A 20,271-nucleotide genomic window follows, 5' to 3' on the forward strand; every position below is an offset into this window, starting at 1 on the left:
CCCAGCAGGACACGCCAGGGATGCGCTTTGTATTACTCCACCTCGCCAGACTGATTGTTCTGACGGTTTGCCTTCTCTTGCCGTGCAGTGTCGCAGTGGCTGCATCCCAGCCTCTCTCCGATGGCTGGGAATATCGCTGGGGTGATTCTCCCTTCACCAGTGACGGTACCCCGGTCTGGACACTGGATGCCCCCGGACAAGACAACTGGCGTTCCATTGGTTTCCCATCGAATCCCCCCAACCGGAATGGCCGTGAGCACGTCTGGTTTCGGGTGATGTTGCCTGACGGGGAGTGGCAGGAGCCCGTTCTATACATTTTCAGTGTCGACCTGATCGTTCAGGTGTACTTCGAAGGCCAGAAAATCTACCAGTATGGCACCTTTGATGAACAGGGCCGTGGCCGTTTTGAGGGCTGGCCCTGGCATGAAATCAGCCTGCCTGAAGGATTTGAAGGCAAGTACCTGTACTTCCGGGTGTTCTCGGATTACACGGATATCGGGCTGTGGGGCGAAGTGTCGATCATGAATCGACCGGACCTGGTGCTGTACATCCTTGAAAACTCTCTGGAAGCGTTGGTTGTCGCGGCGTTTTCAATGCTGATTGGCTTGCTGGCACTGATTTTTGCGGTGTTGCAGGCGAAGAAAAAGAGTTTTGGCAGCCTCGCGCTGTTTGCGTTTGCCTCGGGAGGCATGTTGTTGGCGGAGAGTCAGGCCAGCCAACTGCTGTGGAATGTCCCATTGGCCTGGGATTACCTGGCTGCCGGTTCCTACTATCTGTTGCCGGTGGCCATGGCAATGCTGCTGGAACAGTGGCTGGCCGATCATCGTCCGCGAATGATCAACCTGGTGTGGAAAGTTCATCTGGTCTATGTGGTGGTAGCACTGGGGTTATCGCTGAGCGGGGCCGTCAATCTGTCTTCGACGTTCCCGCCGTTTGATGCCCTGTTCCTGGTATCCCTGGTGACCATCACCCTGGTGGTCATTTATCGCTTCAAACACCTGTTGCTGGAACAACGCATCATCCTGCTGGCCTATGCCATCTTTTGTGTGTTCCTGGTTGCGGATATGGCCGTGGCGCACGGGGTGTTGCCCTGGGGGCGGGTGCCTGTCAGTTGGGGCGCGCTGCTGTTTGCGCTGGCGGTGGTGATGATTTCTTTGTGGCATTACGCCCGCACCCAGCAGGCGCTTTACAAGCTGAACCTGTCTCTGGAGCAACAGGTGGCTGAGCGTACGGAGAAAGCCGAGACCCTGGCCAGGCGGGAACAGGCGAGAGTGAGATTGCTGACGTTCGAGAATGAAAAAAACCGGATGCTTAATGACATCATCGCGGGGCTTCAGGACTGCTTCGGACTGAATCAGGCGTTCAACTACCTTGCCCGTGTTATGCCGGATCTTTGCAGCCCCTTGAGCGGAGCACTGTACCTGCGTCGTGACGAAGGCATGACGTATGAGCGACTCAACCACTGGGGTTACGCGGGGAAAATACCGGCGTTTGCACTGATTCTCGATACTTCGGAGGGATTGCCGTCGCCAGCGCAGGTTCCTTCCCGTTATCGGGAAACAGCCGAGGACGACGTCGCTATACAGGACGAGGCGGAGGAAGCAACGGCGTGTTTCTGGATTACGGTTCAGTCGGCCAGTGAAGGGGCCCTGGTGATGGGGTTGTTGATGGTTGAGATTCCTGAGAATTTTGCAGCAAGGGGCAATGGCTATGGCGCAGCCCGGCTGTTCCACGCTCTTGAGCAGGGGTTGCAGCGGATTGGTATTACGTTGTCCAGTATCCGCTTGCACGAGGAGTTGCAGAAATACTCCTACGAGGATGCGCTGACGGGCTTGAAGAACAGACGTTACTTCAATCAGCTACTGAAACATGAGAGTGCGGGTGCGGTACGGAACCAAGTGTCTTTGGCGCTGCTGATTGTCGATATCGATCATTTCAAACAGTTTAACGATACTCATGGCCACGAAGCAGGCGACAGCGCCCTGAAAACCGTGGCCCGGGTGTTGTTGCAACAGTTCCGGGACAGCGATGTGGTGTGCCGGTATGGCGGTGAGGAGTTTGTCGTCATTATGCCGGGGGCAAATCTGTCCGCTGCCAGGGAGAAGGCTGAAAATCTGTGTCGGGCGATTCGAGCCATTCATATCTATCATGGCGATCAGGATCTGGGCGGGATGACGTTGTCGGTGGGGGTTGCCGGTTGGCCGGAGTGCACCGATGATCCAGACGCTCTGCTGGGTCTGGCGGATCGGGCACTGTACAAGGCAAAGGAAAGTGGCAGGGACAGAATAGAGGGGTGTCCCACCTGCACACTGCTGTGACGGTGTGCAGGTGGCAAGGATCAGTGCCAGATATTGCTGTCGATTTTCTCGTGCAGTTCCGGGTAATCCTTTGATTTGAAATGAGGTACTTCGCCCATTTTACGTTGCGCCAGGTAGTCCCGGGTCAGCTTAACAACCGTGCCCGACAACAGCACAATGGCGATCAGGTTGATCGTTGCCATCAGTCCCATGGACGCATCCGCTGCGTTGAAGACGGTAATAACCGCTTCGTACCCGCCCCAGATGACCATCGCCAGGGCCGCCAGACGCAACAGGGTCAGTCCCAGGGTGTTGCCCCCCTTGAGGTAAATCAGCGCATTTTCTGCGTAGGTATAGTTCGCCACAATAGACGTGAAGGCAAAGAACAGAATGGCGATGGCAATGAAATAGCCACCAAACTCACCAAGGTGAGCCTCCATGGCCTGCTGGGTCAGTTGGGTGCCGGTGACGCCCGAACCGGGTTCAAGTACACCGGCCAGCAGGATCATCACCGCTGTGGCGGTACAGATGATGATAGTGTCGATAAACACCCCGAATGCCTGGACCAGCCCCTGGGAAGAGGGGTGGTGGGGTGCCGGCGTGGCGGTGGCCGCAATGTTTGGCGCGGAGCCCATGCCTGCTTCGTTGGAGAACAGGCCGCGTTTGATGCCGTTCAGCATGGCGGCGGTGATGGAACCGGCAGCGCCGCCGGCAGCTTCCTCAAGTCCGAAGGCGCTCTTCACGATCATCGCCAGTACGCCTGGTACTTCGGTGATATTCATGGCCATGATCACCAGTGCCAGCAGAACATAAGCTCCGGCCATGAACGGCACGACGAATTCGGCGAAACGGACAATCTTGCGCAGGCCACCAAAGATCACAACCCCGGCCAGTGCCGCAATGACAACTCCGACACCGAGCTTAGGGGCGCCGAATGCGCCCTGCATGGCATCGGCAATGGAGTTGGCCTGTACCGCATTGAAGATCAGCCCGAAGGAAAGAATCAGGCAGACCGCAAAAATGGCGGCGGCCCAGGGTGCTTTCAGGCCCTTGGAAATGTATACCGCGGGACCACCCCGGTACTGTCCCTTACCATCACGCACCTTGTACAGCTGCGCCAGGGTGCTTTCCGCGTAGCCGGTGGCCATGCCCACCAGCGCAACCATCCACATCCAGAAAATCGCACCGGCGCCACCGAGGTACAGCGCCACGGCAACGCCGGCGAGGTTGCCGGTACCAACCCGGGAAGCCAGGCTGGTACACAGGGCCTGGAAAGGCGAGATGCCGTGGACATCACTCTCGCGGGAGCCGCGAATGGCCCGGACCATTTCTCCGAAGTTGACGAACTGGAGGAAGCCCAGACGGAGGGTAAAGAATACACCGACGGCCAGAAGACCGTAGACAAGGACATAGCCCCATAGAATGGAATTCAGGAAATCGACAATTGCGGTCATGATGACGCCTTGTGACTTTGCGAGTTGTATTTAGGGTAGGCGCGGAAGTCTAGCACGGCGAAATCAGGGGAGAGTTGCGGATATCCGAAGTAGACACGGATACCCGCCGGGTGCTTGGTCGGGTGGCCGTTAGCCCTCGGGAAAGGCCGTCCAGCCCTCAAGCCAGCTGGATTGCAGACGTGGATTCAGGGCGCCGGCGTAGTTCGCCGACTCGTCGAAGAACTCGGATTTCGGCGGTTGTGTCGTTTTCATCTGACGCATTTGCACCCGAGTCTGGAAGTCGGGGTTCACTGGGTCCCTGGCGGTTACGTGCAGTGCGCTGTCTAGGCGCCGCAGGTTATCCTGATCCGCAGCTGTTAGCCATTGTCCTTCACTGAAACCAAAGTCATCGTTATCCGGACCGGACTCATCGGTACTTTTGCCGAGCTTGCCGGTATTGGCAATCAGATTGTTGGAGAAGGTCAGCGTCCCCTTGCTGATCAGTGATAAGACCTCGTCCCTCAGGTCGACGGCTTCGATGCCGTAGCTGTCTATGATCATGTTATGGAAGTGCCCGCCGGTGCCTTCACGAAGGACCATACCCCGATGCTTCTTTGCGGTTTGTCCGGTGCCGACAAGGGTGACGTTATAGAAGGAGGGGGCTGACCGCGGCTTTGCCTGATGGTCGTTACCATTGTTGTCGCCTTCAAAGGCATTGTCACCCACATCCGCGTGTTGCTGGACAATCAGGAACTGTACACGTCCGGTCCAGCCCCAGTCCCAGTCAATACTGTCATCTGCAGCGCCGGTCACAACGATATTCTTGAGATCGACGGAGCCGCCAAACATTTCAATGCCATCATCCAGGGCTCGGTGGACCTGAACATTCCGGACAATGGTATCGCTGCCGCAGCCGCCAAGGGTGAGACCATTGAGTTCGTTGTCCTTGTAGACTTCGAAGCCGGCGAATTCAATGCGAGTGTATTCAATGACCCCGCAGCTGTAACGGGCGTCGTTGCCGCCGAAGCTACCCCTGGAATCGTTGCTGGAGATGCCCTCGATAGCCGCGTCGGGTTGGTTGACCGGAGCCTTGCCGAGAACCACCACACCACCCCAATCGCCACGGGCGCGTTGCCCTTCGGGCTGGTTGCTGGTGAAGATCACCGGGCTATCAGGGCGACCGCGGGAAAACAGTTTGCTGCCTCTGGTAACGATCAGTGCTGATCCGTTGTCACCCTTTACCGTGACGCCATTTTGAAGGGTCAGGTTCGCGCCTTCGACAAAAATCGACTTCTCCAGGATGTATGTCTTGCCCGATTCCCAGACAGTGTCGACAACGATATCTTCGTGTACCCGGATGGTTTGGGGTTCAAATGCAGTAAAGCCGACAGCGGCGATGGCCGCGGCAACGGTCGATGGCATCATCCAGACCAGATTCCGTCGAAACCAGGATTGGCTTTTCTGTCCGGTTTCCGGCTGTCTGGTTCTATAGGTTTCAGTCGTGGACGTTGCCATCAGTGGCGCCCCGGAATCCATTGCGCGGATATCTTCAGCAAGGCGTTTCAGACGTTCCGTGCCGGACGATTCGACACGGCGTAATACATCACTACGGTATCCAGGCTCCCGCAGCAGGTTGTTCAGGTGTACGAAAGCGATGTCCGGGCATTCGCCTTTATCGATCAGGCGCTTGAGTTGCCAGAGTTTTTCTACAAGAAGGGAGGATTGATCCGACATTGATACAGCTCCAAAAAAATGTCGGATCTTTTTTAACGCAAACAGATGACGTTTTAATGACGGGGTTATGGAGATTCAGAGACTTACACGACCAGGACCGGGCACTTGGCATTCGATGCAACCCGATGGGACACGCTGCCGAGTAGCATGCCGTCCTTGTCGCTGTGCGTGCCCCGTGTGCCCACCACGATAAGGTCGGCGCCTTTTTCCTGGGCAAACTTGACGATTACCCTGGATGGCCGGCCGCTTTTCACAAACCCGCGGACCTTGGTCGCGCCGTGTTCCTTGGCCATGTCCTTGGCATGGTTCACTACCTCCTTGGCGTATTCAGACAGTACCTTGTCAGGAATATCCATGTCTGCCGGGCGGCCAATAGAGAGCGACGCTTCAAAGAGGCTGTGGTGTTTGTACACGCAGAGGATATAGATCTCTGTTTCCGGCGTGAGTTTCTGGAACTCAATGGCCTTATCCAGTGCCTTAAGGGATGTCTTGGAACCGTCTACGGCTACCAGGATCTTCTTGAACATGCTTGTCTCCTAGCGAATCGGGTCGGTTGCATCAGTCTGCAAAGGCAAGGTCACGCAGGAACAGTGCGATTTGCGGGAAGGCGATGATGAGCCCGGCTGCCGCAATCAGGATAATGATGAACGGCGGAGTCCCTCGAATGACTTCCAGGTACGGCCGTTTGAAGATCGCAATGGCGGTAAAAATGTCGCACCCAAACGGTGGTGTCGCTGAGCCAATGGCAACCTGTAGCGTAATGAGTACGCCGACGAGCACCGGGTCCAGACCCGTGGACTGAATCGCCGGTGCGAAAATTGGTGTCAGTACCAGAATGACGACAATGGGGTCCACGAACATACAGGCGATGAAGAACGCAACACAGATGGCAATCAGCACACCGATGGGACCGGCCTCATTGACGCCAACGGCTTCGAGTATGGTTTGCGGAATCTGGGCGAAGGAAATGATCCAGGAGAACCCGTTACCAACAGCCACGAGAATGAACACCACGGCGGTGATCAGGCCGGTGGATTTGGCAATCTTGTAGATCTCATGCAGCTTGAGAGAGCGGAATACAATGAATTCGAGAAAGAATGCATACAGAACACAAACCGCTGCGGCTTCGGTCGGACTGAAGATGCCGCCATAAATACCGCCCACGATAATGACCGGGAACATCAGTGGCCATAACGCATCTCTCACAGATACGGCACGTTGCTTCCAGGAGGCTTTCTCCTCCGTGGGAACGTTATTCCTGTAGGCGTAGATCAGGCAGTAGATCGAGAACATAAACAGAATCATGATGCCCGGACCAACACCCGCAATGAACAGTTCGGCGATGGAGGTTTCGGAAATAACCCCATAGATAATCATGCCGATACTCGGGGGGATCAGGAAGGCGATATCGCTGGCATTAATTATCAGTGCGAGGGTAAAGGGGTCAGAGTAACCCGCTTTCAGCATCTTGGGGCGCAGTGGCGAACCAACCGCAACCACGGTGGCCTGGGTGGAACCCGAAACCGCACCAAACAGTGTACAGGAGGTCGCGGTGCTGATGGCCAGGCCGCCTTTGACGTGGCCGATGAAGGCCATGACCATGTCGATCAGCCGGTCGGCCGAGTGGCCCCTGGTCATGATGTCGGCGGCCAGGATAAACATGGGAACGGCAATCAGCGAGGCTGGCCGAATACCCCCCATCATCTGCTGAATGAAAGTTCCCATCTGGCCAAAGCCATCGAACATCATTACGAAGCCAACGACTGCCGCCGTCGTCAGCGGAATCATCATCGGAAAACCGAGCAGTAGTAGCCCGATCATGATGACCATGAGAATTGTTGCCATAGTTACGCCCTTCCTTAACTTGCCCGGTCTGCTGCCGGATCAGACTTCCGATTCGCTGTCAGCGTAGCCATCAACCACACCGGTGGAGAGATAGACATCCTTGCTGGTGAAGTTCTTGATTGCGGTGAGGAAATACTGGATGCCGGTAATGGCAAAACCGACCGGGGCCCAGATGTAGATCCACCAGATTTCAAAACCCAATGCCGGAAGAATGCGGCCACGGCCGTAGAGTGTTTCTATATAGCCGTATGAGTGATAGCACAGGAAAAACATTACGACGGAAGTGAACAGTGCAATGAAGATCATCAGCACTTTTCGGCCTTTGGCTGGAAAGGCGTCGTAAATGGCGGACATCCGGATGTGTCGCCCGTGTCGGGCGGCGTAACCGATACCCGCGAAGGTAATCAGGATAATCAGGATTCGGTTGATCTCACCGGAAAAAAATAGCCCCTGACCAAAAACAAAACGCGCGATCACGTTGGTGCAGGTGTTCAATGCCATGAGAATCACGCCGGCAGCCAGCATCACGGCCTCGACTTTGGCAATGATTTCATCAATGGTGCCCAGGAACCCGGGCAGGCCGGACTCATAGGTGCCGGTATCGTCTTCTACCTCGGTGGGTTTCTCTGACATGGGGATTGCTCCGAGCATCTCGCTCCCAACCGGTAGGGACTGTCCGGCGGGGCAAGGTTAATACAGATTCCCGCCGGCCAGTAGCCGACGGGAATGCTTCCCTGGTATGCGGTTCAGTCGCTCTGAACTTCTTGCAGGTCTTCCTTGAACTGCTCCAGCAGTTCTTTGCCACGTTCGCCGGTCATCTCGATGAACTTGTCCTCTACCTGAGGAGCACGGGCTTTGAAGGCTTCGATCTGTTCATCGGTCAGGCGGGTCACGGTGACCTCATCGCTGGCTTCCTGAATTTTGGCGAGTGCTTCGTCGGCCAGGCCATCAATGTGAACAAGAATTTCCTCGAAGGCATAATCAGCAGCATCCTGAACCAGCTGCTTGTCTTCGTCGGACAGGCCGTCATAGAAATTCTTGTTGGCCATCATGGCGGTGGTGAACCAGCCATGGCCAGTGAAAACCAGATTCGGAGATACTTCATACAGACCGCCGGATTCAATCCAGAAGATCGGGTTTTCCTGACCCTGAATCATGTTGGTCTGCAGGGCGCCGTAGACTTCACCCCAGGGCAGCGGGGTCGGGGTTGCGCCGAAAGCATCGTAGGTCTCAGACAGGAGTGGGTTAGTCATTACCCGAATCTTCTTGTTGTTGAAACCTTCCGGGCTGGTGACAGGCTCGTCAACGGTGACGACCATTTCGCCTTCCGGGTACATCTGCAGAAGCTCAAGCCCTTTCTCCGCGTAGAGTTCGGGGAAATCCTCATTGATTGCTTCACTTTCACGGAAGAACTTGATAACAGTTTCCATGTCGGTGGGCATCAGGTATGGAATGAAGAAGATCTGCGCTTCCGGGATCAGGGAACCGGTAAAGCCGGGAGACTGGTTGACAAAGTTGAGGATACCAGCCTGGGTCTGTTCCATGATGTCGTCGGACTCACCCAATTCGCCGAAGCGATAAATCTGAAGGGTGTGGTCGGAGTTCTCTTCAATGTATTCCTTGAATTTGTAGGCGAATACGTCCTGGACGTCGCCTTCGTATTCTTCATGGGCATAGCGCCAGTTGGCAGCGTTTACTGAGTTGGCGGCGGTCATGGCCGCAAATGCGATCGCTGAAATTCCGGCCAGTTTCTTGAACTTGCTTAAGCTGCTCATCGTGTTGTCTCCATTTAGTTTTTTTACTCCAGACTCTTGCTGCATTATTAAAGACTGGCAAAACAACGTGGTTTTCGCAAGAAAATGGCCAATTTAGATTGCTGGGCGGTATCGTATTGAAGTGAAATGGAAAATGGTTGCAGTGATTTTTGTCCGAGGGAGGAAGCACGGTGGAAAAGTCGTGGATGGTATGGCGGTTGCCGGTTGTTGCCGGCTGCCTGTTATTTATAGCGGGGTGTATGTCACAGCCCATGATGGGCGGCGGTGACGTGCCGTTGACCAATACCTACTGGAAGCTTCAGGAAGTCGCTGGAGCGCCGATGCCGGATGCCGGTGCGGCCAGAGAAGCGCACCTGATCCTCCGGGACGACGGTGTCGTGAATGGCTTCAGCGGCTGCAATGCTTTCCGTGGCGAGTATGAGGTCATCAACAACCGGAATCTGGTGTTCAGTCGCATGGCCAGTACCCGCCGTGCCTGCCACGATGTCGATATCCCGGAGCCCGCATTTTTCAGGGCCTTGGAAAATACCGCCGGTGTCCAGATGGACGACCGGTATCTGAGGCTCCTGGATGCCAATGGCAAGGAGCTTGCAGAATTCGAAGCTATAAGCCAGCCCTGACGAGGAACTGGCGGAACTCGGAAACCACCCGTTCCAGGCTGTTCTCCAGGCGATGACCGTCCGGCACCATCAGGATGGGAAGTTTTTGTTGTTCCGCGAGTGCAATGACCGGCATGACCGGAACCACGTCATCGTCCCAACCATGAATGATCTGGGTGTGGGCGGCCTGAATGATCGGGCTCGATTGCGGGTAGCGGGGCATCGCCAGTGCCGGCGCCAGCAGGAAGCAACCGAGTACGGGCTGTTCCGAACTTGTTTGCGCACAGACCCAGCCACCCATGCTGGAGCCAGCCAGTATGGTGCGTTCCGGCACCGCATTTGCCTCCTCCATGGCCTGACGCATCTGTGTCAGGCGGGTCGCGGGGTCTTTGCTGCTGCGATGATCAACCGCCACGGCGGTGACGCCCGGGAAAGATTCCGCCGCCTCCTTCATGGCCTGGATCTTGGTGCTGCCCGGGCCACTTTCCAGACCATGGGACAGAAATACGTGAATGGATTCGGTGGTCATGTCCTGTGGTGCCTCCATGTCAGTCTTGGGATGCTGCGGCCGTCAGGCCTGTTTGAGGATATCCAGGGCGTGGCGGCGTTTTTCCGGATCGTAGATATCAACGGTGAACATCAGTTCGTCCACGTCCACGGTGTCCAGTAGCCGGTCTAATTGATCCCTTACGGACGCCGGTCCGCCGAGTATTTGCAGTCCCAGAAAATCCCGCACACTGGCTTCTTCGCCGGCGTTCCACAGTCCGTCCATGGTCTCCACCGGCGGTTTCATCCACAGCGGCTGCCCGCGGAACAGGGCGAGAATGCGTTGGTAACTGGTGGTGGACAGCCATCGGGCTTCGTCGTCCGTGTCCGCGGCAACGGCCGGTACCGCCAGCATGGCGTAGGGCGCTTGCAGTTGTTCCGAGGGCTGGAAATGGTCGCGATAGACTTTCAGCGCTTCACGGTACAGCCGGGGCGCGAAATGTCCGGCGAAGGCGTAGGGCAGCCCGCGCATGGCGGCCAGTTGCGCACTGTAGAGACTCGAACCCAGCAGCCAGATCGGCACGTTGGTACCGGCCCCCGGGATCGCCTTGACCGGTTGGCCGGGTTGCAACGGTCCCAGCAGTGTCTGCAGGCGGGCCACATCTTCCGGAAACTGTTCGGCGCCCAGACCATCACGTCGCAGGGCACGGCTGGTAATGGGATCGGTGCCGGGGGCGCGGCCGAGCCCCAGGTCGATGCGGTCCGGATACAGGCAGGCGAGGGTGCCGAATTGCTCGGCAATCACCAGCGGCGGGTGGTTGGGCAGCATCACGCCACCGGAGCCGACCCGGATGGAGTCGGTCTTGCCGGCAATATGGCCAATCAACACGGAGGTGGCCGAGCTGCTGATGCCTTCCATGTTGTGGTGTTCTGCCAGCCAGAATCGCCTGAAACCGAGCTTTTCGGCGTGCCGGGCATAGGCCACGCTATTGGCCAGCGTAGCGCCGACCGAGTCGCCTTCGCGAACGGAGGCCAGTTCCAGCAGGGAAAAGGGTGGGCGTTGTGGCATATTTTGCTCCGGATGTATCGGACCTTCGGACTAAAGATCGATCACGATGGGTGGGTTCAGGGGCTTGTAATTGCCGGTACAGGTACTCGCGTTGATATACCGGCACTGACCAATCTGTCGTTGGCCATAACCCTCATGGATGTGTCCGAAGATATGGAGCCTGGGGGTGAGGGTTTCAACCACGCTGGCAAGATCGTCGCAGCCGACATGCACTGAGTCGGTTCCGCTTGGCACTTCGTCAAGGATGCCCGCTGGCGGACCATGGGTAATCAGGATGTCGGTGTCACTAGGGATCTGCGCCCAACGTTCCGCCAGCTCCGTGCCGCGCTCCAGGTTGAAGGCCCAGTCAAAGAACACCGGGGTCCATGGGCTGCCCCAGAACTTAAGGCCTGCCAGTTCGAGGCTGCTGTCCTGCAGGTAATGGGCGTGTCTGACAAGAGCCCGGGCCTGTTGGGGGGCGTCCTGAAAACACCAGTCATGATTACCGGCAATCAGGATCTTGTGCGGGTGGGGTTGTTCGGCGAACCAGTTGTCGAGGTCTTCCAGTTCGTCCAGCGTGCCCACACCGAGACAATCACCGGAGTGGATCAGGATGTCGCCATCGGGCACCTGTATCTGGCGGTGCATGCTGTGGGTATCGGAAATGCAGACAAGTCTCATGGTTCGCTATCCGGCTGACGATTTGACATTGCGGTGGGCAATCGCCCGGAATCTAAGATAGCATTGCCCCCTGCTATTTCGTCCATGATTTCTGCAGTGAGTCCATGCGCCTGATTCTGAGCCGAAAAGGATTTGATTCCTCCGCCGGAGGGTGTCCAAGCCCGGTGTTGCCGGATGGGTCGCTGTGCGTGCTTCCGATTCCGGATGACCGGTCCCGTATTCGCTACGATGATGTAACCCATGGCGCAAGGCGGCTGGGGAAGATTGCCCGGGATCTGAGTCGGGGCAGGGTTCGTGGCAATCACGGCGCTCACCTGGATCCGGACCTGATCGCGGATGCCATCCCCCGGGTTGACGGCTGGCGTCCGGTGTTGGGGCAGACAGGCTCTGCCCAGGGCCATTTACGCAACCAGGGCGTGAGCGCCGGGGACCTGTTTCTGTTCTTCGGTGTGTTCCGCAAGGCGGAGCTGTGGCAGCGACGATGGCGCTTTGTGCCGGGCTCGCGACCGTTTCATGCCATCTGGGGTTGGCTGCACGTCGGGGATGTTCAGCGGATCGATGAGCTGCCAACGGCCGCACTGCCCTGGGCGGAGTACCACCCGCATTTTCATGGAGAGCCCGATCCGGGCAATACGCTGTATGTGTCGTCGGAAGGTTTCGGGTTGACCGGCGGCCACCGGTTCCCGGGCAGCGGGGTGTTCACTCATTTGTCCGAACCGCTGGTACTGAGTGACCCGGATGGACGGCTGCCGACTCAGTGGCGATTGCCCGCCGCCTTCTTCCCGGACGGCAACCGACCCGCATTAAGCTACCATACCCGCCCGGACCGTTGGCGGCTTGCACCGCCGCATTGTTATCTGGATTGTGCTGCCCGTGGCCAGGAATTCGTGCTGGATATGGGACTCTATCCCGACGTCTCGGACTGGGTGGCGGGGCTACTCAGAACTGGCCGTGACGCCCGGCGCCATCCCTGAATTTCTTCGCGCCTTCCACGGCTTCCTCGAACACCACGGGATAGCCGGCCGCACCCTCTGATACCAGGGCCTCATGCATCTCCAGATCCCACTGGTGGATAGCCGAAGCCCGGTCCGCCAGCAGGCATTTCCGGGGAAAGCCGGCAATATCGCGGGCCATTTTCAGGGCCGTTTCCAGCGCCCTGCCATCGGCCACTTTGCGGCTGGCCAGGCCCATGGCCAGGGCTTCGTCTGCGTGAACCGGTCGACCGGTGAGGATCATATCCATGGCGCGGCCATGGCCGACAATACGGGGCAGGCGCACGGTGCCGCCATCAATCAGCGGTACGCCCCAGCGTCGACAGAAGACGCCGAATACGGCGGACTCCTCCACAACCCGCAAATCACACATCAAGGCCAGTTCCAGACCGCCAGCGACCGCATAGCCGGAGACGGCTGCAATGACCGGTTTCGACAGCGCCATCCTGGTAGGACCCATGGGGCCGTGACCGGTGCCATGGGGATCGATGTCGTTGCGCCGCTCCGGGTCGTCCAGGGCGGTCAGGTCCGCGCCCGCGCTGAAGTTGCCTCCGGCACCACAAAGCACGGCAACCTTCAGCTCATGATTCTGCTCGAATTCGGTAAACGCGCGGCGCAGGGCATTGGCGGTCGGCTTATCGACGGCATTGCGTTTCTCAGGCCGGTTGATGGTGATGGTCAGAATGCCGTCGTCCACGGTGGTGAGTACAGGTTGGTCGGTCATGGGGTGTCCTGTCGTGCCGATATCATTGGGTTGAACGTGTAAAAATAGCATGCGGCCCCTGCATTTGCCGGAGGTTGTCATCAAACTGTCACAGCTGGCGGTCATGCTGGGTTTCGACAGGACGACATGCATTGTGGTTGCTAATCGTGTCAATGCTTTAACCGGGGACTTCCCCGGTTTTTTTATGGCTGGGAAATGGGATCGTAAGATGAAGACAATCGCGCTCTACAGTCTCAAAGGTGGTGTCGGGAAATCCGCATCAGCGGTCAACATTGCGTATCTTGCCAGTCAGGCAGGCTACTCCACGTTGCTTTGGGATCTGGATCCGCAGGGGGCGTCAGGCTGGTACCTTGCCGGCGCCAACAGTGTTAAGGGTCGAAAACTGTCAGCATTGATGAAAGGCAAAACACCGATCGCCGACTTCATACACGAAAGCGACTACGAGAATCTGGATTTTATTCCGTCCCACACCAGCTTTCGCAATCTCGACGTCAAGCTTGATCAGAATGACAGCGCCAATCTCATCAAGGAGTGGCTGGCCCCGCTGTCGGAGGAAACCAGTCTGGTGGTGCTGGATTGCCCACCGTCACTGTCACGGTTGTCGGAGCAGGTTCTGAGGGCGGCTGACAAGGTATTTGTGCCGGTGATTCCAACTTGGTTGTCGCTGAATAGCTGGCAGCAATTGCGTGAATTTGCGCGTGAGAAAAAGCTCAAGCCTTCTCGTTTACATCCGTTCTATACCATGGCGGACCGGCGCAAGAATCTGCATCGTGAACTGATCGATGCACAGGACGAAAGGTTGCCGACAGGCCTTAAAACCATCATTCCCTACGCCAGTGTTGTGGAGAAGATGGGAGAAGAGGGCACCCCGGTGGAATTGCTGGCACCCAACTCGGTGGCGGCCGACGCCTATCGCAGGCTCTGGGGCGAAATCAAGGTCCTGCTCTAAGGCAGGGGCCTTAGCTACGACTCAGTTTGTCCCTGCGCAGCGAACGCTCCAGTCTACGATGGCTCTCGAACTGTTCTGAGAGCACCCCCTGGACATACTGGATGTGCTGCCCGGCTATCTCACGTGCCTCCTCGGCCCGTCCCGCCATGATGGCTTCGAATAACTGTTGGTGCTGATCCATGAGTCCGTTGCGGGTTTCCGTGGTCTTGGCGTACATGCCGCCGATGTTGGTCACAACGCTGTTCTTCAACATGTTGAACAGCCCGCGGATGGTGTGTAGCAGGATTACGTTGTGGCTGGCCTCGGCAATGGCCAGGTGGAAGCGGGCATCGGCGGCGCCCTCAGCATGGACATCCTGCTTGTTGCCATTGCTGTAGCAGGCCTGCAGGGCCTCGTAGGCTTCCGTCAACTGAGCCCGGTCCACAGCCGTGGCACGCAACGCTGCATAATAGGCGCAGTCGCCTTCCAGGGTGCGGCGGAATTCCAGCAGGTCGCGGTGGGCGTCCGGCCGGTTTTCCAGCAACCCGATCAGCGGGTCGCTGAAGCTGGAGCCGAGCGATTCGGCGACATAGTGGCCACCCCCCTGACGACTGAGCAGAAGGCCTTTGGCCGCGAGCCGCTGAACGGCTTCCCGCAGAGAAGGGCGGGATACCCCGAACTGCTCTGCCAGCACCCGCTCGGCCGGCAACCGTTCCCCGGGCTGCAGGGTGCCTTCCAGGATCATGGTTTCCAGCTGCTCGACGATGGTATCAGCAAGGCGCTTTGGTGAAATCTGACCGATAGCCATTCTATTCCCGCGTTTCAATTATTGGTCTGACCAATTCTGTGTTGGCTGCCATTTGACGAATCTGGACGGCGTTCTACCATACCTATCAGACCAAAGGATTAGCAGTTAATTTTGACAGCCCGTAAACAACTCACCTATCGTATCAGACTGTACCGGTAAATTGGTATTACCAATTTTTCTTGCCTCATCCCGTCCGGAGGACGTTTAGCAATGAGTGAGCTGTTCTATGACGCAGCCCCGAACGCTACCCGGGTAGCACCGGCCCGGGAAACGGAGCGTCATTACCCTGACAAACCCTCGGAGGTATCGCTGTTCGGGACCTGCGTGGTTGACCTGTTCTTCCCGGAAGCCGGACTGGATGCGATCCGATTGCTGGAACAACAGGGTATTCGGGTGCACTTCCCCCAGCAGCAAAGTTGTTGTGGCCAGCCCGCCTGGACCTCTGGCTACCGGGAAGAGGCGCGGGCGGTTGCTTTGGCGCAGCTTGATCTGCTGGACGACGGTCGCCCGGTGGTGGTGCCCTCAGGCTCCTGCGCCGGGATGTTCCGTCACCATTACCGGGAACTGTTCGCCGATGAGCCGGACAACCTCAGACGGGCCGAAGACCTGGCCGAGCGCACTTTTGAGCTGACAGAGTTCCTGCTCAAAGTCTGTAAAGTTCAACTCGTTGATCGGGGTGCGAAACACAGGATTGCCCTGCACACCTCCTGCACTGCCCGCCGGGAAATGAATACCCACCTGCATGCACGGGAACTGCTGGCTCAGCTCGACAATGTCGAGCGGGTCGATCACGACCACGAAAGCGAGTGCTGCGGCTTCGGCGGTACCTTCTCCATCCGCATGCCTGATATCTCCGGCGCCATGGTGCTGGACAAGACCACCGCCCTGCGGCAATCCGGCGCGGCGGAAGCCATCAGTGCCGATTGTGGGTGTCTGATGAACATCAACGGCGCCCTGGAAAAGCAGCAGCACGCCTTCCGTGGGCGCCACCTGGCCAGTTTCCTCTGGGAGCGGTGTGGGGAAAGACAACCCGGAGGTGAACAATGAACCAGCGCATTCCGGTCACTGAACTGGCCAGCGATTTTAAAGGCCGCGCCCGGGAAGCGCTGGCCGATTCCCAGTTGCGTTCCAACTTCCGCACCGCCATGGACTCGCTGATGCGCAAGCGGGCGGACGCGTTCAGTGATGCCGACGAGCGGGAGGGGCTGCGGGAGCTGGGCAACCGTATCCGCGCGCGTTCGCTCTCCAACCTGCCGGACCTGCTGGAAGAACTGGAAACCAGACTGACCGCCAATGGCATCAAGGTGCATTGGGCGGAGACGGTTGAGGAAGCCAACGAGATTGTTCACGGCATCATTGAAGCCCATGACGGACGCCAGGTGGTGAAGGGCAAATCCATGGTCAGCGAAGAGATGGAGATGAACGACTATCTCGCTGATCGTGATATCGAATGCCTGGAATCGGATATGGGCGAGTACATCGTCCAGCTGGATGGTGAGAAACCGTCCCACATTATCATGCCGGCGATTCACAAGAACGCCCGCCAGGTGTCGGCACTGTTCAACGAAAAGCTTGGCGAACACGTTTCGGAGGATGTGGATGAGCTGATCCAGACCGGGCGACGCATCCTGCGACGCAAGTTTCTGGAAGCGGATGTGGGGGTATCCGGGGTGAACTTCGCCATCGCCGAAACCGGGACCCTGCTGCTGGTGGAGAACGAAGGCAACGGCCGCATGAGCACCACCTCGCCCCCGGTTCACATTGCCGTGACCGGAATCGAGAAGGTGGTGTCCAACCTGCGGGACGTGGTGCCGTTGGTATCCCTGCTGACCCGTTCGGCCCTCGGGCAGCCGATCACCACCTATATCAATATGATCTCCGGCCCGCGCAAGCCGGACGAGTTGGACGGCCCGGAAGAAGTGCATCTGGTGTTGCTGGATAACGGCCGTACCGGCGCATTTGCCGACGCCCAGATGCGTCAGACCCTGAATTGCATCCGTTGCGGTGCCTGTATGAACCATTGCCCGGTATACACCCGAGTGGGTGGTCATACCTACGGTGAAGTCTATCCGGGACCGATCGGCAAGATTGTCACGCCCCATATGGTGGGGCTGGACAAGGTGCCCGATCATCCCAGTGCGTCCTCCCTGTGCGGCGCCTGCGGGGAAGTCTGTCCGGTGAAAATTCCCATTCCGGAACTGTTGCAGCGGCTGCGGCAGGAGAACGTTCAGGCGCCGGATCACCAACCGGCCGCCGTGAAGGGGGCCGGCAGCAAATACTCCCGCAAGGAGAGGATGGTCTGGCGGACCTGGGTCATGCTGAACACCCGTCCCTCCTTATATAAGCTTTTTCTGTGGGGCGCGACCCGTTTCCGGGCACTTGCGCCAAAAAAAGTTGGCCCGTGGACGGAGAATCACAGCGCTCCGGTGCCTGCGGCGCGGTCCCTCCACGACCTCGCGAGGGATCACCTGAAGAATCCACCCAACGGGAGAGCGGGATCATGAGTGCTCGTGCCAATATCCTCAACAAGCTCAGAACCAGTCTGGCCGGTACAACACCCCGCCCGGACGAGTTCGACGAATCCCTGGTGACCGGCCCCTGGCGTTATCCTCCGGACCAGCGCATTGCCCGGTTACGGGAACTGATGGAAGCGGTGCACACCGAAGTGCATCAGACCTCTGAGAATAACTGGCCGGCACTGGTCGCCGAGTTGCTGGCGAAACGGGGGATCACCAATCTGTTGTATGCGCCGGCGACGGTTCATGGCGAGCAGTTAGCGAGCGCCTGGAAGGAACGAGCGGATGGGCCGGAATTGCGTGGCTATGACCGTCCCATTGAAGAGTGGAAAGCGGAGCTGTTCAATGATGTGCAGGCGAGCGTGACAGGTACCATTGGCGGCATTGCCGCAACGGGATCGCTGGTGCTGTGGCCGGACCGGAACGAACCGAGGCTGATGAGCCTGGTGCCGCCGGTGCATATCGCGTTGCTCAAGGCCAGCGGGATTCACGATAACTGGTATGACATGATGACGGCCCAGGACTGGGCTGGGGGGCTGCCAACGAACGTTTTGCTGGTGTCCGGACCGTCGAAGACGGCGGACATCGAGCAGGTGCTGGCCTATGGCGCCCATGGCCCGAAGGAACTGATCGTCCTCATCCTTGAGGATGCCTGAGGTCGTTACAGCCGCAGAGCCTTGAACAGATCCATGCCCATGTGCTCGGCATGGGTTTTCAGTGCCTGTGCCGTCTGGCGGGACTGGTAGTGGATGACATCGGCAATCTCCCGTGCCTGATCTGGTAGCCGGATTCTTGACAGGAGGCTGACCAGCTCGTTCCAGTCACTGTCTCCCAGCAGTTCCGAGCGATTAAGCAGTCGCTCCAGCAGGGCGCCGTGGTCCGCCGCCATCAGGCTGGCCATCAGCTCCTGGCCTTTGCCGGGCAGGCGCCGGGCAAAACGGATCAGTGAACGAATCTGACCGGTGGCAATACCGGCCGATACGATTGCCTGCAGTATGAAGTTGTCGTTGAACACACCGAGAGTGGTCAGCTCCTTGATCTCTTCGTCGGACATTCTGCTCAGCAGGGTGAGGATGACGCCGGCATGATTCTGACGGACGGCGTCGCGAATGAAGGCCTCCAGAATATCCGCGCCCTGGCGCAGGCCGACCCTGGCGACAAAGGCCTGCAAGTCGCCGTTCATCGTCTCGATCAGGGGGATGGTATTGGCCATCAGACCCTCGTCGTAGGCGGCTTTCATCAGACCTTCCAGAACCTTCTCGTCCCGTAGGGCCTGCAAATGCACCAGCGACCGCTGGTGGCGTTCCTTGATGGTATCCAGCGAACGGAGGATGGGGCCCCAAAGTGCCTGACTGTTCGCCACATTAATCAGTTCGTTGAGGGTTTCGGGATCACGCTCCACAACCAGGTTGGTGATGCGGCTTTTAATGTCCCGTCCGACCTGGTCAATCACCCACATAAGGATAGGCCAGGTCTCGCGGTTGCCCAGGCCCGCCAGGATGATGCGGTTAAGGCGTTCATTGTCGACCAGGCGGATGATGTCGCCGAGCTGTTCCGGCTCGTCCATATAGAAAACCGTGCGTAGCAAAGCCACGTCGTCGTCGATCAGCGCCAGTACCTGACGAATGGCGGTGGAGGGTAGTGCATCCGCCAGTTGGCCGGCGGTAACGTAATGCCGTTGTTCAATGAGCGCTGCCGCCACCGCCGCAATCTGTTCCGTGGGTATGTGCCGGATCAGCGTTCGTAATGCCCGTGGATCTGCCTTCAAGGTGATGTCGGTGAGGAAATCCCCGGGCAATCGGCGGGCAATCTTGCCCACTTTCAGCGGTTCAACAAACGGCAGGGTGCGAGCAGCGACCAGCGGGCCACAAACGGTCGCGAGTCTGGCGGCGTGTTTTGCGGACAGTGCCCTGACCAGACAGCTCAGGCGTCGGAAGGTCGATGCCTGTTCACTGTGGAGGCTATCGAGAATGGCATCCCTGACCTCACGAATCTGACCGGGCTGGCAACGACTGGCCAGACTCCGTTGCGCGGCGGGGAGTTCGCCAATGAGTGCCTGTAACTTGTCCAGTTCAGCCACCACCTGCAGAGACGATGTTTTCACGGCCATTACTCCCCTGCCTGATGATCTTTTCCAGTCGTCATGTTGAACACCAGTCGCGCTGGCAGAGACAGTCGGCGGCGAGCTTGCTCCAGCTCCCTGGTTGTTTCCTGGCGATGTGTGGCCAACGTGCTCTCGGTATTGTTCCCTATGGCTTCCGCGAGCTCATCGGGCAGCGTGTCCAGAACCCTGGAAAGTTGTGCTGAGGGTGTCATTGTGCGCCTTTTTTTGTTTGTTCTTGTTAATTTGTTCTTGCAACCTTATTTTAAAAATGTGACATATGTCACGAAAATTGTCAGCATTC

At 57.9% G+C, this 20,271-nt stretch carries 20 protein-coding genes; 7 read left to right on the top strand and 13 right to left on the bottom strand.

What is annotated here, in order from left to right:
• Positions 1 to 20 precede the first annotated feature (20 nt).
• Positions 21 to 2,318, top strand: coding sequence for a diguanylate cyclase (locus EHN06_RS02205; protein WP_127329772.1), 2,298 nt, complete (start codon positions 21 to 23; stop codon positions 2,316 to 2,318).
• Positions 2,319 to 2,338: 20 nt separating this feature from the next.
• On the opposite strand, the gene EHN06_RS02210 is transcribed toward EHN06_RS02205, so the two are convergent.
• The 6 genes from EHN06_RS02210 to dctP all read right to left on the bottom strand — a co-directional run bounded on the left by EHN06_RS02210 (position 2,339) and on the right by dctP (position 9,084).
• Positions 2,339 to 3,751, bottom strand: a complete 1,413-nt coding sequence (locus EHN06_RS02210; protein ID WP_127329774.1) for an alanine/glycine:cation symporter family protein — start codon at positions 3,749 to 3,751, stop codon at positions 2,339 to 2,341.
• A 129-nt stretch (positions 3,752 to 3,880) separates the two neighbouring features.
• Positions 3,881 to 5,464, bottom strand: a complete 1,584-nt coding sequence (locus EHN06_RS02215; RefSeq protein WP_127329776.1) for a hypothetical protein — start codon at positions 5,462 to 5,464, stop codon at positions 3,881 to 3,883.
• Between the two features lie 83 nt (positions 5,465 to 5,547).
• Complete coding sequence (locus tag EHN06_RS02220; RefSeq protein WP_127329778.1) at positions 5,548 to 5,991, bottom strand: universal stress protein; 444 nt, start codon at positions 5,989 to 5,991, stop codon at positions 5,548 to 5,550.
• A 31-nt stretch (positions 5,992 to 6,022) separates the two neighbouring features.
• Positions 6,023 to 7,309: a TRAP transporter large permease gene (locus tag EHN06_RS02225; protein WP_127329780.1), complete on the bottom strand. Its 1,287-nt coding sequence runs from the start codon at positions 7,307 to 7,309 to the stop codon at positions 6,023 to 6,025.
• 39 nt (positions 7,310 to 7,348) lie between these two features.
• The gene (locus EHN06_RS02230) at positions 7,349 to 7,942 is read right to left on the bottom strand and encodes a TRAP transporter small permease (protein ID WP_127329782.1); all 594 of its coding nucleotides are present in this window, start codon (positions 7,940 to 7,942) and stop codon (positions 7,349 to 7,351) included.
• A 113-nt stretch (positions 7,943 to 8,055) separates the two neighbouring features.
• Positions 8,056 to 9,084 carry a TRAP transporter substrate-binding protein DctP gene (dctP, locus tag EHN06_RS02235; protein WP_127329784.1) on the bottom strand — a complete coding sequence of 343 codons (1,029 nt, stop codon included), beginning with the start codon at positions 9,082 to 9,084 and terminating at the stop codon, positions 8,056 to 8,058.
• A gap of 170 nt (positions 9,085 to 9,254) precedes the next feature.
• Between dctP and EHN06_RS02240 the strand changes: the two genes are divergently transcribed.
• Positions 9,255 to 9,704, top strand: a complete 450-nt coding sequence (locus EHN06_RS02240) for an META domain-containing protein (protein WP_127329786.1) — start codon at positions 9,255 to 9,257, stop codon at positions 9,702 to 9,704.
• Here the strand turns inward: EHN06_RS02240 and EHN06_RS02245 are convergent.
• Genes EHN06_RS02245 through EHN06_RS02255 form a run of 3 tightly spaced genes read right to left on the bottom strand, consistent with a single transcriptional unit; the run spans position 9,688 to position 11,898 of the window.
• Complete coding sequence (locus EHN06_RS02245; protein WP_127334322.1) at positions 9,688 to 10,212, bottom strand: YqiA/YcfP family alpha/beta fold hydrolase; 525 nt, start codon at positions 10,210 to 10,212, stop codon at positions 9,688 to 9,690. The two genes, EHN06_RS02240 and EHN06_RS02245, sit on opposite strands and share 17 nt — an antisense overlap.
• A gap of 42 nt (positions 10,213 to 10,254) precedes the next feature.
• Positions 10,255 to 11,238: an LLM class flavin-dependent oxidoreductase gene (locus tag EHN06_RS02250; RefSeq protein WP_127329788.1), complete on the bottom strand. Its 984-nt coding sequence runs from the start codon at positions 11,236 to 11,238 to the stop codon at positions 10,255 to 10,257.
• 30 nt (positions 11,239 to 11,268) lie between these two features.
• Entirely contained in the window at positions 11,269 to 11,898 is a 630-nt protein-coding gene (locus tag EHN06_RS02255) for a metallophosphatase domain-containing protein (RefSeq protein ID WP_127329790.1), read from the bottom strand.
• A gap of 104 nt (positions 11,899 to 12,002) precedes the next feature.
• Here EHN06_RS02255 and EHN06_RS02260 point away from each other — a divergent pair, with 104 nt between their 5' ends.
• Positions 12,003 to 12,872: a hypothetical protein gene (locus tag EHN06_RS02260; RefSeq protein WP_127329792.1), complete on the top strand. Its 870-nt coding sequence runs from the start codon at positions 12,003 to 12,005 to the stop codon at positions 12,870 to 12,872.
• Here the strand turns inward: EHN06_RS02260 and EHN06_RS02265 are convergent.
• Positions 12,838 to 13,614, bottom strand: coding sequence for a crotonase/enoyl-CoA hydratase family protein (locus EHN06_RS02265; protein ID WP_127329793.1), 777 nt, complete (start codon positions 13,612 to 13,614; stop codon positions 12,838 to 12,840). The two genes, EHN06_RS02260 and EHN06_RS02265, sit on opposite strands and share 35 nt — an antisense overlap.
• A 208-nt stretch (positions 13,615 to 13,822) precedes the next feature.
• Between EHN06_RS02265 and EHN06_RS02270 the strand changes: the two genes are divergently transcribed.
• Positions 13,823 to 14,563: a ParA family protein gene (locus EHN06_RS02270; protein WP_127329795.1), complete on the top strand. Its 741-nt coding sequence runs from the start codon at positions 13,823 to 13,825 to the stop codon at positions 14,561 to 14,563.
• 10 nt (positions 14,564 to 14,573) lie between these two features.
• Here EHN06_RS02270 and EHN06_RS02275 read toward each other — a convergent pair whose 3' ends face one another.
• Positions 14,574 to 15,350: an FCD domain-containing protein gene (locus EHN06_RS02275; RefSeq protein ID WP_127329797.1), complete on the bottom strand. Its 777-nt coding sequence runs from the start codon at positions 15,348 to 15,350 to the stop codon at positions 14,574 to 14,576.
• 210 nt (positions 15,351 to 15,560) lie between these two features.
• Here EHN06_RS02275 and EHN06_RS02280 point away from each other — a divergent pair, with 210 nt between their 5' ends.
• From EHN06_RS02280 to EHN06_RS02290, 3 genes are read left to right on the top strand one after another with little or no spacing between them, the layout of a single operon-like run.
• A complete protein-coding gene (locus EHN06_RS02280; RefSeq protein ID WP_127329799.1) occupies positions 15,561 to 16,397 on the top strand; it encodes a (Fe-S)-binding protein in 837 nt (278 codons plus the stop codon).
• Positions 16,394 to 17,854, top strand: a complete 1,461-nt coding sequence (locus tag EHN06_RS02285; RefSeq protein ID WP_127329801.1) for a LutB/LldF family L-lactate oxidation iron-sulfur protein — start codon at positions 16,394 to 16,396, stop codon at positions 17,852 to 17,854. The genes EHN06_RS02280 and EHN06_RS02285 overlap by 4 nt, the downstream gene beginning before the upstream one ends.
• Positions 17,851 to 18,522, top strand: a complete 672-nt coding sequence (locus EHN06_RS02290; RefSeq protein ID WP_127329803.1) for a LutC/YkgG family protein — start codon at positions 17,851 to 17,853, stop codon at positions 18,520 to 18,522. Before EHN06_RS02285 ends, EHN06_RS02290 begins: the two co-directional genes overlap by 4 nt.
• A 5-nt stretch (positions 18,523 to 18,527) precedes the next feature.
• Here the strand turns inward: EHN06_RS02290 and EHN06_RS02295 are convergent, their stop codons facing one another.
• Both EHN06_RS02295 and EHN06_RS02300 read right to left on the bottom strand, forming a co-directional pair.
• A complete protein-coding gene (locus tag EHN06_RS02295; protein ID WP_127329805.1) occupies positions 18,528 to 19,970 on the bottom strand; it encodes a hypothetical protein in 1,443 nt (480 codons plus the stop codon).
• Between the two features lie 5 nt (positions 19,971 to 19,975).
• Positions 19,976 to 20,182, bottom strand: coding sequence for a hypothetical protein (locus EHN06_RS02300; protein ID WP_127329807.1), 207 nt, complete (start codon positions 20,180 to 20,182; stop codon positions 19,976 to 19,978).
• Positions 20,183 to 20,271 lie beyond the last annotated feature (89 nt).

The sequence above is a fragment of the Marinobacter sp. NP-4(2019) genome (assembly GCF_003994855.1).
Taxonomy (GTDB): domain Bacteria; phylum Pseudomonadota; class Gammaproteobacteria; order Pseudomonadales; family Oleiphilaceae; genus Marinobacter.

What these genes read in the sequence shown, in the direction of transcription:
- EHN06_RS02205 (WP_127329772.1), top strand. Translation starts at nt 21, where the DNA reads ATGCGCTTTGTATTACTCCACCTCGCCAGACTGATTGTTCTGACGGTT.
- EHN06_RS02210 (WP_127329774.1), bottom strand. Translation starts at nt 3,751, where the DNA reads ATGACCGCAATTGTCGATTTCCTGAATTCCATTCTATGGGGCTATGTC.
- EHN06_RS02215 (WP_127329776.1), bottom strand. Translation starts at nt 5,464, where the DNA reads ATGTCGGATCAATCCTCCCTTCTTGTAGAAAAACTCTGGCAACTCAAG.
- EHN06_RS02220 (WP_127329778.1), bottom strand. Translation starts at nt 5,991, where the DNA reads ATGTTCAAGAAGATCCTGGTAGCCGTAGACGGTTCCAAGACATCCCTT.
- EHN06_RS02225 (WP_127329780.1), bottom strand. Translation starts at nt 7,309, where the DNA reads ATGGCAACAATTCTCATGGTCATCATGATCGGGCTACTACTGCTCGGT.
- EHN06_RS02230 (WP_127329782.1), bottom strand. Translation starts at nt 7,942, where the DNA reads ATGTCAGAGAAACCCACCGAGGTAGAAGACGATACCGGCACCTATGAG.
- dctP (WP_127329784.1), bottom strand. Translation starts at nt 9,084, where the DNA reads ATGAGCAGCTTAAGCAAGTTCAAGAAACTGGCCGGAATTTCAGCGATC.
- EHN06_RS02245 (WP_127334322.1), bottom strand. Translation starts at nt 10,212, where the DNA reads ATGACCACCGAATCCATTCACGTATTTCTGTCCCATGGTCTGGAAAGT.
- EHN06_RS02250 (WP_127329788.1), bottom strand. Translation starts at nt 11,238, where the DNA reads ATGCCACAACGCCCACCCTTTTCCCTGCTGGAACTGGCCTCCGTTCGC.
- EHN06_RS02255 (WP_127329790.1), bottom strand. Translation starts at nt 11,898, where the DNA reads ATGAGACTTGTCTGCATTTCCGATACCCACAGCATGCACCGCCAGATA.
- EHN06_RS02260 (WP_127329792.1), top strand. Translation starts at nt 12,003, where the DNA reads ATGCGCCTGATTCTGAGCCGAAAAGGATTTGATTCCTCCGCCGGAGGG.
- EHN06_RS02265 (WP_127329793.1), bottom strand. Translation starts at nt 13,614, where the DNA reads ATGACCGACCAACCTGTACTCACCACCGTGGACGACGGCATTCTGACC.
- EHN06_RS02270 (WP_127329795.1), top strand. Translation starts at nt 13,823, where the DNA reads ATGAAGACAATCGCGCTCTACAGTCTCAAAGGTGGTGTCGGGAAATCC.
- EHN06_RS02275 (WP_127329797.1), bottom strand. Translation starts at nt 15,350, where the DNA reads ATGGCTATCGGTCAGATTTCACCAAAGCGCCTTGCTGATACCATCGTC.
- EHN06_RS02280 (WP_127329799.1), top strand. Translation starts at nt 15,561, where the DNA reads ATGAGTGAGCTGTTCTATGACGCAGCCCCGAACGCTACCCGGGTAGCA.
- EHN06_RS02285 (WP_127329801.1), top strand. Translation starts at nt 16,394, where the DNA reads ATGAACCAGCGCATTCCGGTCACTGAACTGGCCAGCGATTTTAAAGGC.
- EHN06_RS02290 (WP_127329803.1), top strand. Translation starts at nt 17,851, where the DNA reads ATGAGTGCTCGTGCCAATATCCTCAACAAGCTCAGAACCAGTCTGGCC.
- EHN06_RS02300 (WP_127329807.1), bottom strand. Translation starts at nt 20,182, where the DNA reads ATGACACCCTCAGCACAACTTTCCAGGGTTCTGGACACGCTGCCCGAT.